This window comes from Amycolatopsis sp. NPDC049253 (genome assembly GCF_040678995.1).
GTDB lineage: Bacteria > Actinomycetota > Actinomycetes > Mycobacteriales > Pseudonocardiaceae > Amycolatopsis.
This window is the reverse complement of the sequence record NZ_JBFAQX010000042.1, coordinates 51,566-63,467: the sequence shown is the minus strand read 5'-3', so window position 1 is coordinate 63,467 and position 11,902 is coordinate 51,566. Positions and strand designations below refer to the sequence as shown.

Here is an 11,902-nt window from a genome sequence, read left to right as displayed (position 1 = left end):
CAACCGCCATTGCCACCCGAAGCGTCACTTCGCAGTCAACTCGAAGATCCGCCGCCCGGATTACCTACCCAACGTTGCGTGACGCAGCACTAGCTCGGTACTTGGATCGACTGCCCCCCGTCGCCCCAAGGATGACTCACCCACAGCCGAGCGATGAAGCTTCCCGGGTACCGAAGGCCGCAGCACTGTGCGCGCATTGTCACCTAGCCTGCAAGCGCCCGATCCGAGTAGTGAGCGGCAGCCATAAGGCCATCTTCGTCAAACTCGACAAATACTCCTGACCCGGAGATATTCCACCAATACTCATCAGAGACGAATGGTTCAGATTTCACCGCCATCCGCCCACTAGATTGAGCCACGTTCATAAATTCCGACCGCGTGAAATTCTGCACCATGCACCTAGCTCCACACGGGCCAGGAATAACCACATCTGACCCGGACGACTCAATGGCAATATACCAAAGGATTTCCCGTTGTGAAATTCCCAATTGAATATCCCCGTAGGCGTATATAGCGGGGAGTGGCCCCGTCGTGGCGTCGGGATCTCCTACTGCTTCCAGCACTGCAGCAAGACTCATACCGACGTTGAAGTCACCCAATTTTCCACTTTTGAAGAATTGTATTACTTGAGCTCGATTCACGTTTCCCTCTCAAACATAAGCAGTCCGCCCTCGCCTGTTCGACAAGGGCGGACCGCAAGCGATAACTGGATTCATTATCCAAGCGCGTTCACAAGGTTTCTCAAGCCCGGGATCTGCCGACTGTAGGAATGGTTCTTCTCCAGATATTCAAGTCCTTTGCTCGCTTGCTGCAGCGCCTTACTCCGGAAGGCAGGGTCCTGGAAATCCTTCGTCGCCTTGGCAATGGCAGCCTTGTCAGCTTTTCCGCTGAACGTCGACCTGAAGAGAAGATTTCCTTCCGCGTCAGCCGAGACCGAGACTTCACCGTCACTACCCTTACCCGGAACCTTCACGTGGAACGCCTTTTGCGCCCAGTCTTCGGCGACCCCATCGATTTTACAGGTGGTGTTGTGAACGAGTACCGGTGTGGTGCCCGCGAGTACATAGTACGTGTGGGTGAGGTTGTAGGTGCGGAAGCTGCTGCTGTAACGGTGGAGGGTCTGGATGGCGGCGTGGCCGTCGCCGGGTGTGTCGAGCAGGTCGCCGGGCTTCAGGTTGGTGGCATCGGTCCAGGTGTGGGTGGTGACGTCGTACCACAGGTGGTGGGCGGTGGAGGTGATCTTCTTCGGGCCGGCTGGGGTGGTGATGGTGACGTCGGTGAAGTCGCGGTCGGTGTCGGTGATGTGCACGGCGGTGACCGTGTGGATCTCGGTGTTGCTGTTGTCGGGTTGGGCGTTGCGGACCTTGTCGCCGACCTTGATGTCCTCGATCGGCTTCTTCGACCCGTCGGCCATGAGCACGGGGGTGTCTCCGGCGAAGCTGTTGGCCGGGATCTCGCAGGATTCCGCAAGCTCTTCCTCGGCGGCTCGGCCTTCGGCCTCGATCCCGGCCTCGGCGAGGTGTTCACCGCCGACGATGGCAAGTTCGGCGCCCCTGGCCTCGGCACCGCCGGGCACGAAAAAGATCCCGACCTCGGCAGCGCCCTTGAGGCATCCGAGGACGTCGGGGTCACGGAAGCAGCCGTCTACGACGTCCTTCGCGCCGGAGTACTCGTATAGGGCCTCGCCCGCTTTGGCGAAGAAATGTCCAACGCCGCTCAAAAAGCCGCCGAAGCCTGAATCATTGTCATCGTCCGACCCGCCGCGCGACCCACCGCCTGATGCGCCGCGGGGCTTTTGCCCTGGCTGCTGGTGCCCGCCGGAGGGCGGAGTTCCGTTGTTGGCAGGATGCGGTTGACTCGCCCTGCAGCCGCAGATGTTCGAGTCCAGATCGCTTTTCCCGCCGCAACTCCAGCCGCCGTTGCGGCAGGCGTCGCCGCCGCCGAGTTTGCCGCCGGGCAGGTGGCAGGCGCCGTCGGGGCCCGAGCACAGCCCGGTCGGGTCGGACTGGCCCACCGGGTCGTCGCTGGCGTAGGAATAGCCGTTCATCTGCTGCGGGCTATCGGTGTTCAGCACCGGGTCGACGGTGGTGAAGCGCCCGGTCAGGGGGTCGTACTCACGCGCCCCGAGATGGGTCAGACCGGTCGTGGCCTGGTAGCCGCCCAGGTAGCCGTGCTTGTCCGGCCACGTGGACGGAGCCGGGCCGCGGGCCACGCCGTAGGGGTCCTGGCGGCGTTGGGTGACGGCGAGGGTGTCGGCGTTGACGGTGGCGTAGGTGGTGTTCTGGGTGTCGGTCATCGACCACGACAGCCCGGTCTTGGCGTTGCGCTCGGCGACGGGTGCGCCGTTGAACGTGTAGAACCGGGTACCGACCGTGCTCGAGGTTCCGGTCGCGCGGAACAGCTCCAGGTCGTTGAGGGTCAGCGTGGTGCCGGTCGGGTCCTTGGTCAGCAGGAGGTTGCCGTCGGCGTCGTAGGTGTAGCTGGAGACGTGGCCGCTGGAATCGGTGGCGGTGGCGACGTGGCCTTCGCCGTCGTAGGTGAAGGTCTGGCGCGTGTCGCCGGTTCCCTGGGTGAGGGTGCGCCCGGCCGGGTCGTAGGTGTAGTCGGAGTGGGTGCTGCCGTTCGGGCCGGTGGTGTCCAGGGCCTGGATCGCGTGCGGCTGGGGCTGCCCGGCGGCCGGGTAGGTCGACGTCGCGGTGGTGTCGCCGGTGGTGTCGTGCTGAGTTTGGGTGAGGCGGTTACCGGTCGAGTCGTAGGTCCACGACGTCCAGTACGGTGCGGCACCGCCCAAGCCCGTGACGCTCGGGGTGCTGGCGCAGTCACCCGAGGCCGGGGTGAAGGCCTGGGTCACGCGCTGGAGGTAGTCGTAACTGAAACATTGGGTATCGGACGCGGCGCCCTGGGGGGTGTCGGCGATGGAGGTGGTGTTGCCGGCCGCGTCGTAGTTGTAGAAGCGGTTGGCGATCATGAAGTTCGACGTAGTGGCCCGCTCGGCCAGGGTCGTGGCCAGGCGGTTGGTGCCGTCGGCGTAGGTGTAGGTGACCGAGATCTGGTTGGGCAGGGTCGGGTCCTGGTAGTTGGTCCGCAGGACCTGCCCGTAGGGGTTGTAGTCGGTCTCGGAGACCAGCAGGGTGCCGCCGCTTCCGACGGCGTCCAAGGTGGTCGGGCTGTCCAGCGCGTCGTAGTCGGTGAGCATGGACTCGTCGGCCAAACCGCCTGCGGCGGGGCTGCCGAAGGACAGCAGCACATCGCTGAGCGTGTCGTAGCGCCACGAGAACGAGTAGTTGCCGCCGAACCCGGTTTCGGTGATCGGAATGGTGTACCGGGAGTTGGTGACCCGGCCCGCGGTGTCATAGCTGGCGACGGTGTTGGTGTAGGTCTTACCGCCGGCGAAGCGGCTGGAGCTGGCGGGCTTGTCCTTCAGCACCGTGTCGTAGGTCCACGACGCGAGCTTGGTTCCGCTGGTGGAATCTTGGTATTCGGCGGTTTTGCGGCCGAGGTTGTCGTAGGTGTAGGCCAGCGTGCGGCCGCTGGCGTCGGTGCTGGTCAGCATCCGGCCGTCGTTGTCATAGGTGAAGGAGCTGGCACCGGTGTCCGGGTCCGTGGCCGAGGCTTTCCGGCCGAGCAGGTCGTAGCCGGTGGTCCAGGTGTTGTGGCCGGTGGTGTCGGTGGTCGAGGCGAGCTGACCGTCGTGGGTGTAGGTGTAGCTGGTGACGTCGGCCGGGTCACCGGGGTTGGTGTGGGCCGGGTCTTTGTACTGCGCCAGCTGGACTTTCTGTCCCAGGCCGTTGGTGACGACGCTGCTGGCGGTCCCGCCGTGGGGTGGGATGGTGGTGGTGCGGTCACCGTCGTAGGCGGTGGTGGTGCGCCACTGTTCCACGCCATACAGCTGGTAGGCCGACGCCGTTGCCCGACCGGACCCAGCACGTGATCACCAACGTCCGGATCACCGGAACCACGGGTTCGGCCTACTACCACGCACACCACGCGCGCTTCGCCTGCGAACCACCCTTGTACACGGTGACCGGCGTCTACCACGTGGCCCTCCTCGAAACGGCCGAGGAACGCCGGATCTCGCACCTGCGCCCGGAAGTCCTGTGGACACAGGGAAATCCGGAAGTCGTGAACACCACCTCGAGCAGCACGGGCCACCAGGCCCCGTGAGAACGGAGAATCGATGCGCCTCAGCGGTCTGCACGTGGTCACCGGCGGCGGGTCCGGAATCGGGCGCGGGGTCGCACACGCGCTGCGTGGCGCCGGCGCCACCGTCGCGATCCTCGACTCCGACGCCCGCGCCGCCACATCCGTCGCCAACGAGGTCGGCGGCCGGTCCCACGTCGTCGACGTCGGCGACGCCGGCGAGGTCGACCGGGCGTTCGGCGCGCTGGGCCCGATCCAGGGCCTCGTCACGTGCGCCGCGGTGGTCGACGTGCAGCCGATCGTCTCGCTCGAAGCGGCGAGCTGGAGCCGCGTGCTGAACGTGCAGCTCGACGGAACGTTCTTCTGCCTGCGAGCCGCGGCCCGGACCATGCTCGACCACGGCACGAGCGGCACCGTTGTCGCGATCACCTCGGTCAACGCCCGCTTCGGCCAGCGCGGCCTGAGCGCCTACGGTGCCGCGAAGGCCGGAACCGAGATGCTCATCCGCACCGCGGCACTGGAACTGGCCCAGAGCGGCATCCGGGTCAACGCCGTCGCGCCCGGAATCGTCGAAACGGAGATGACCGCCGCGGCTCTGGCCGACCCGCGGTTCAGACACGAAGCGGCTTCGCACATCCCATTCGGCCGCATCGCGCGACCGGACGACATCGCCGACGTCGTCATGTTCCTGGCAAGCACGCGCAGCCGGTGGCTGACCGGCCAGGTGCTGGCGGCCGACGGTGGGGTGGCGCTGCGGGTCGAGCCCAAGATCGCCGCCGACGAGGAGTGGACCCGGGCCGCACTGCGGGCCCGTTTCTCCTCCCCTTCCGGTGCGGTCGAGAACCCGGCCACAGAGGACAGTTGACGCCGAACCCAGAAGAGGCTAATCATAGTCCTAGTTACGTTCAGCCGGTTCGAACCAGGCCGAGTCAGCCCGAGGGCGTCCGAGCCCCCGACACCGCCGCCGCACGGAGAGGACAACGATGTTCTCCACGAGAAAGCACCACCCGGCCCGTCTTCTCGCCTTCTTGTCCCTCGCCGCGATGACCGCGACCGCGGCCTGCACCGGGCCCACAGACGCGGCGCCCTCCGCCGTGACAGCCGAAACGAAAGCCTGTCTCGAGCAGGTGGGCGATTTCCTGGCGCCGTACACGAAACCGGCCACGACACTACCGTCGGAACTGACCGCACTGGCCCGCCGGCCGGACCCGGGCGGCAGCGTCATCCAGATCTCGAACGGCAGCCTCCCCCAGGACGTCACCACCGCCAACGCCACAGTCGCGGCGGCGCGCGCGATCGGCTGGGCCGGCAAGGTCCTCATCACCGACGGCTCGGTCGAAGACCTCAACGCGAAGTGGCAGCAGGCCATCGCCGAGCACCCGACCGCGATCATCGGCTCCACGTCCAGCGACTCGATCAGGAACGCGCTGTCGGCCGCCCGGAAAGCCGGGATCCTCACGGCGCTCAACGCGGCCTCGGACACGCCGAACGACCAGACCGGGCCCGACGTGGTCAACAACGGCGCCACCGAATACGCGGACATCGGCGAGGTGAACGCCTACACAGTGCTGCGCGACGCCGGGTGCGTCCCGACCGACGTGGTGGTCGTGAGCCTGCAGTTCCCTGTGCTGCAGGCAGAAGCCGACAAGTTCAAGGAAACTCTGCAGGCGCACTGCCCGAAGTGCGGTGTCACCGTGAAGACCCTGCAGAACAGCGAAGTCGGCACGCCCGCCGCCACCGGCTCCATCGTGTCGACGCTGCAAGCCGACCCCTCGGCGAAGTACGTCTACGCTCTCATCGGCTCGCTCGGCGTCGGTGTTCCCGCGGCACTGCAAGCCGCCGGGATGACCGACGTCAAGGTGTTCGGCGCCCAGCCGGACTCGACGGCGATCCAGGCCGTGGTCGCCGGATCAGCGGCGTGGTGGCTGTCGCAGGAGAACTCCGAGATCACCGGGTGGTTCCTGCTCGACGGAATCCTGCGGGCGAAGGAATCCGGCAAGCCGCACAACGAGGTGGCCGGCACGCCCACCATCCTGACCCGGGACACCGTTCCCGCGGGCGCCCAGGACCCGCCGATCTACCCCGCCGACTACGCCGCGCTCTTCACGAAGATCTGGCGGATCGGCTGAGGCCCACCCGACGCCGTCAGCACACCCACCCGGAGGTACCGGAACATGTCCTACGCCCTTGACGAGATCGCGGATCGGCTGGAGATCCAGGACCGCATCGCCCTGTACGTCCACGCATTCGACGAAAAGGACTTCGACGCGCTCGACGAGGTGTTCGCTCCGGACACCACCTTCGACTTCACGAAACTCGGCGGCGGCACCCGCGACTGGCCGACCATGAAGGCGTATTTCAAGAACCACCACAACCTCCCGCACGACTTCCACATCTACGCGAACGTGCTGATCCGGTTCGCACCGGACCGGACTCACGCGACGACGAAGTCCAAGGTGTACAACCCCCAGGGTGTGCTCGACGCCGATGGGAACGTTCGTCTGTACAGCCTGGTCGGGACCTACCACGACCAGTGGCACAAGCGCCCGGAAGGCTGGCGCGTCACCGGACGGCGTTGGGAACTCGCCTGGATCGACGGCGACTACCCGTTTTCCGAGCCGCCCGGAGCCAACTTGCCCACCGCCACCGAACTGTGATCGCCCGCGACCCACGCACACACCGCACCCCCGTCGACCCCGGCACTGTCCTGAGTGGTCACGTGGCCATCGTGACCGGCAGCGGGCGCGGAATCGGGCGGGCGATCGCCGAAGCGCTCTCGAGAGCCGGGGCCGCGGTCGCCGTCCTCGGGCGCTCCGAGGCGACGGTCACGACCACGGCCCGCCTCATCCGGTCGGCGGGTGGACGAGCGATGGCGGTGACCGCGGACGTGACCGAAGCGGCGGCCGTGGCCGACGCCGTGGCGAAGGTCCGGGGTGAGTGGGGCGAGATCGACCTGCTCGTGAACAACGCGGGGTGCAACACGGCGTTCGGCCGGTTGTGGGAGACCGATGCCGAAGCGTGGTGGAGCGACGTCACCGTGAACCTCCGCGGCCCGGTCGTCTGCAGCGCGGCGGTGCTCCCGGGCATGGTGCGGGCCGGCTGTGGTCGGATCGTGAACATCGTGTCCAGCACGGCGGGAGAACCGTTCCCGCACAACAGCTCCTACGCCGCCGCGAAAGCGGGCCTGGTCCGCCTGACCGACAGCCTGGCGGCCGAGACCGCCGGCCACGGCATCGCGGTGTTCGCTCTGGATCCGGGTTCCGTGGACACCCGGATGCACCACGACATCCGGAGTTCGCCCGAGGGCTCGCGCTGGCTCGGCGGCTTGCTGAAGACGCTCACCTACTCGCCGGCGAGCCTTGCCGGCGAAGCCGCCGTGTACCTCGCGTCGGGACGGGCCGACGCCCTCTCGGGCCGGTGGTTCGTCGCCACCGACGACTTCGTCGAGCTGACCCGGCGCGCCGATGAGATCACCCGCGAGGACTTCCTCCAGCTGCGCCGGACGGAACCGCCCGCGTTCGGCGGCGGGCAAGCCGGCCTGCCGCACGACCACCTCCACTGATCAGCGAGGTCCAGATGACGCACACATCCGATCCGATCGGCGCCGCCTGCATCGGAGTCGACGTCGGCGGCACCTTCACCGACGTCGTGCTGGCCGACGACACCCGGATCTGGCGGGCGAAGGCGGCGAGCACCCACGGCGAGCTCGGTCGCGGGGTTCTCACCGGGCGCCGGCTCGTGGCGGAACGAGCCGGCACGACGCTCGAAGAGCTGCTGCCCCGGGTTGTCCGATTCGGACTCGGGACGACCGCGGTCACCAACGCCATCGCCTCGCGCACCGGCCGGCGTGTGGGGCTGCTCACGACCGAAGGATTCGAAGACCTGGTGCCCATCGCTCGCGGGATCCGGTCCGCGCACGACGGATGGCTGGTGCCGCCCGAGTCCCTCGTCGATCCCGAGTGCATCGCCGGTGTGCCCGAACGCCTCGACCGGCTCGGTCGCGTGGTGCGGGAACTCGACGTGCCCGCTCTGCTGGTGGCCGCCGAGCGGCTGGTGACGGAATACGCCGTGGAAGCGCTCGTGGTCTCGTTCCTCTGGTCGCACGTGAACGACAGCCACGAACGCGCGGCGGCCGAAGCCTTGGCCCTCAAGTTCACGGACCTGCCGGTGATGTCGGGGGCGGCGCTCCTGCCGGTGATTCGCGAGTACGACCGGACGCAGTACGCGCTCCTCAACGCCTACACCTCGGGCGCGCTTAACGGGGTCGAAGCCCTCGCCCGCGAGCTCGCCGAGCTCGGCCTGCCCCATCCGCCGATGCTCGTGCACTCGGGCGGCGGGGTGATCTCGATCGCCGAAGGGCGCCGCGTACCCGCCACGCTCGCGGAATCAGGACCCGCCGCGGGGGTCGTCGCCGCGCTCGCCGTCTGCGAAGCAACCGGTGTCACGGATGCGGTGACCGGCGACGTCGGCGGCACCTCGTTCGACGTCTCCCTCATCACCCGCGGAGAGCCGAGCCGGCGGACTCGCGGTGACCTCATGGGTGTCTGGACCGCGCTACCGATGATCGACATCGACTCCGTCGGGTCCGGCGGCGGATCGGTCGGCTGGATCGACCCGCTCGGTATCCTCCGCGTCGGCCCGAAATCCGCGGGCGCGCAGCCCGGCCCCGCCTGTTACGGCCGCGGTGGCACCGAAGCGACGGTCACGGACGCGCTCGTGGTGCTCGGCTACCTCGACCCCGCCCGCTTCCTCGGCGGTGAGATCGAGCTGGACCGCGAAGCCGCGGTGGCGGCGTGCGCCCGGCTCGGGGAGAACATCGGCCTCGACGCGGAGCGAACGGCACACGGCATCCGCGAAGTCGCCGAAGCCGGGATGGTCCGAGCCCTGCGCGCCCGGTTCGCCGAACGCGGCTTCGACCCGCGCACGTTCACCCTCATCAGCATGGGCGGTTGCGGTTCGTTGTTCAGCGTGTCGATCGCCAGGGAACTGCACATCGGGCGGGTGCTGGTGCCTGAGCTGGCATCCGTCTTCTCGGCCTTCGGCGCCGCCACGTCCGACGTGCGCCGAGAGCGCACGCAGTCGGTCGGCTTCGCCATTCAGGGAGACCCACGCGAGCTCGGCGCCGTGGTCGACGATCTGGTGGCCGCGGTCAGCGCCGACCTCGCCGCCGACGGCGTGCCCGCCGCGGCCACCTCGATCACGGTCGGCGCCGAACTGCGGTTCGCCAAGCAGCGCTACGAACTGCCGGTGGAGTTCTCCGGCGGCCTCGACACCGCCAGCCAGCTCGCCGTCCGCGACCGGTTCATCGCGGAGTACTCGGCGCGCTACGGCGAAGGCGCGCTGGTGTCCGGCGCACCGGTCGAAATCGCGGCGCTCAAGGCGACCGGGGTCGGCGCGACCACCCGTGCCCGCCTGACCGCTCAGCCCGCCGGCCAGTCCGGCCCGGCGCCGGTCCACTCGCGACGGCCGATCCTCGGCGGCTCCACCACGAGGCCGCGGCAGACGCCGGTGGTGCGTGGTGAAGACCTCCGGCCCGGACACACGATCACCGGGCCGGCTGTGGTCGACGCCAGAGACACGACCGTCTGGCTCCCGCCGGGTTGCACGGCCCACCTGGACTCCTACCGGACCATCGACGTGAGGATTTCCCTGTGACGACGAGCGAGCACCGGCACATCGGCCTGGATCCCGTGGCGCTCGGAATCCTCCGGTCGCGCCTGCAGGCGACGGCCGAGGAGGGTGCGATCACCATCGAGCGGACGGCGATCAGCCCGGTGATCTCCGAATCCCGCGACTATTCGAGCACGCTGCTTGAAGCCAACGGCGACCTGATCGTCGCCGGCGGCGCGCTGACCCACCACTTCGGAGTCTGCAGCCACGCCGTGCGAGCGACGCTCGAGGCACACGGCGAAACCCTGCAGCCGGGTGACCTCTTTTTCGCCAATGACCCGCACCACGGCGGCGGGCTGCACGCGCAGGACGTCTTGATCCAGCTCCCCGTGTTCCACGGCGAGGAGCTGATCGCCTGGGTGGTGAATTCCGGCCACATGCTCGACATGGGCGGGATGGTGTTCGGCTCGTGGTCCCCCGAGGCCGTCGACTGTTACCAGGAAGCGCTCCGGCTTCCTCCGGTGCACCTCTCCCGGGCGGGGGTGGAGCAGAGTGAGATCTGGGCCGTCGTTCTCAACAACGTCCGGGTACCCGACGTCGTCGAAATGGACATGCGCAGCCTCATCGCCGGAGTTTCCGTCGCGCGGGACAAGCTGCTCGAAATCGCCACCGGAATGGGTGTCGAGTCCTTCCTGCATGGCGTCGGCGAGCTGAAGGCGCTCGCCGACCGCGAGATGCGGCGACGGATCTCGGCACTGGCCGACGGCGTGTACCGCTACACCAGCTGGACGGAATGGCACGGTGAGTTATACCCGGTCCCGTGCAAGCTCACTGTCGCCGATGACGAGCTGGAGTTCGACTTCGCCGGCGCCCCGCCGCAGACCGACCACTTCTTCAACTCCAAGCCGCACATCATCGAAGCCATCCTCGTCGGCGACAGCACCGATGTCCTGGCGTTCGACCTTCCCCTCACCCAGGGCATGTTCGGCCCGATCACGGTCCGCTGCCCACCCGGGACGATCGTGAACTCGGAGCCACCCGCGCCGATCGCCTCGGCACACATCGACGTCGCCATCAACGCGACGACGGCGGCACAGCAGTGCCTCATGCTGGCGTTGACGGCGTCGGATCCGGTCGAGGCGAGCCACCTGTTGTGCGGCCCACTCGCGGTTTCGGCCATGGCCCTGCAGATCTGGTCGTACCTGACGCCGAACGGAACGCCGAACGGCTGGATGATGATGGACGGCTCCCTCGCCGGGAACTCCGCCGGCCACGATCGCGACGGGACCGACCTCTGGACGTTCATGGTCGCCCGCAAACCGATTCTCGAAGCCATCGACGTCGAAATGCTCGAGTGGTGGCACCCACTGCTGGTGGATTTCAAACGCATGCGAGCCGGCGCCTACGGCGCAGGGCGAAACCGCGGCGGCGCCGGATGTCACATGCAGTTCCGCCCGCACGGCACGAAGTCGTTCAGCGGTTCGCTCCTGGCCATCCGGGAGGAGTTCCCGCTCGCCGGCGTCGCCGGCGGCAGCCCCGGCGCCACCAGCGAATTCCTCCTGCACCATGAGGACAGGCCGGCCGAAGACCTCGCAGGCAAGAGCAGCGGTGTCGTTGTCGGCGAAGGCGACGCACTCGAGTTCCGGCTGGGTTCCGGTGGCGGCTACGGCGATCCGCTCGACCGTGAACCCACCCGGGTGGCGCTCGACGTCCGGCACGGGCGGTTCACAGCCGCGGAAGCCGAGCAGATGTACGGCGTCGTGCTGTCCGGCCGGGAGCCCGATATCGGCGCCACCGCCGCCCGTCGCGAAGGGTTGCGTCGCGGCCGATTGTCGGCCGCCGCACCGGCGCGGCGTCCCGGGTCCGCCGGAACCACGCCACCCGCGGACCTCGCGGCGCGCCCGCTCTACCCGGGGGTGGAGCAACGCGGACACCACGCGGTCGCCGCCGAAAGCGGTGCGGTCCTTGCCGTGGCGCCCGACCCGTGGACCGACGGGTGCCCGACCATCACGCGGGCGCTGACCGGCACCCTGGTCGAGCGGTCCTATTTGGACCCCGAAACGGGCCGGGTGCTGCTGACCGAAGTGGTGCCCGACGGGGTCGGGTGCGCGATCGAGGTCAGCCCGCTTTCCTGGACTCGCGCTTGACCACA

The 11,902-nt window shown here is 68.1% G+C and carries 9 protein-coding genes; 7 read left to right on the top strand and 2 right to left on the bottom strand.

Annotated elements, in window-relative coordinates; genetic code table 11:
• Positions 1 to 203: 203 nt before the first annotated feature.
• Together AB0K15_RS44570 and AB0K15_RS44565 are read right to left on the bottom strand one after the other, a co-directional pair.
• Entirely contained in the window at positions 204 to 599 is a 396-nt protein-coding gene (locus AB0K15_RS44570) for a hypothetical protein (protein WP_364066478.1), read from the bottom strand.
• Between the two features lie 116 nt (positions 600 to 715).
• Positions 716 to 3,880: an RHS repeat-associated core domain-containing protein gene (locus AB0K15_RS44565; RefSeq protein ID WP_364066475.1), complete on the bottom strand. Its 3,165-nt coding sequence runs from the start codon at positions 3,878 to 3,880 to the stop codon at positions 716 to 718.
• 26 nt (positions 3,881 to 3,906) lie between these two features.
• On the opposite strand from AB0K15_RS44565, the gene AB0K15_RS44560 reads away from it, so the two are divergent.
• The 7 genes from AB0K15_RS44560 (at position 3,907) to AB0K15_RS44530 (ending at position 11,897) form a co-directional block, all read left to right on the top strand.
• Positions 3,907 to 4,164 (top strand): hypothetical protein, encoded by a 258-nt coding sequence (locus AB0K15_RS44560; protein WP_364066472.1) that lies wholly within the window; start codon positions 3,907 to 3,909, stop codon positions 4,162 to 4,164.
• Positions 4,165 to 4,177: 13 nt separating this feature from the next.
• On the top strand, positions 4,178 to 5,005 hold the full coding sequence (locus AB0K15_RS44555) for an SDR family oxidoreductase (protein WP_364066469.1): 828 nt from the start codon (positions 4,178 to 4,180) through the stop codon (positions 5,003 to 5,005).
• Between the two features lie 118 nt (positions 5,006 to 5,123).
• On the top strand, positions 5,124 to 6,269 hold the full coding sequence (locus AB0K15_RS44550; protein WP_364066466.1) for a hypothetical protein: 1,146 nt from the start codon (positions 5,124 to 5,126) through the stop codon (positions 6,267 to 6,269).
• 45 nt (positions 6,270 to 6,314) lie between these two features.
• A complete protein-coding gene (locus AB0K15_RS44545; protein ID WP_364066463.1) occupies positions 6,315 to 6,797 on the top strand; it encodes a nuclear transport factor 2 family protein in 483 nt (160 codons plus the stop codon).
• A 62-nt stretch (positions 6,798 to 6,859) separates the two neighbouring features.
• A complete protein-coding gene (locus AB0K15_RS44540; protein ID WP_364066460.1) occupies positions 6,860 to 7,702 on the top strand; it encodes an SDR family oxidoreductase in 843 nt (280 codons plus the stop codon).
• Positions 7,703 to 7,716: 14 nt separating this feature from the next.
• Positions 7,717 to 9,795 carry a hydantoinase/oxoprolinase family protein gene (locus AB0K15_RS44535; protein ID WP_364066457.1) on the top strand — a complete coding sequence of 693 codons (2,079 nt, stop codon included), beginning with the start codon at positions 7,717 to 7,719 and terminating at the stop codon, positions 9,793 to 9,795.
• Positions 9,792 to 11,897 (top strand): hydantoinase B/oxoprolinase family protein, encoded by a 2,106-nt coding sequence (locus AB0K15_RS44530; RefSeq protein WP_364066454.1) that lies wholly within the window; start codon positions 9,792 to 9,794, stop codon positions 11,895 to 11,897. Before AB0K15_RS44535 ends, AB0K15_RS44530 begins: the two co-directional genes overlap by 4 nt.
• The last annotated feature ends 5 nt before the right edge of the window (positions 11,898 to 11,902 follow it).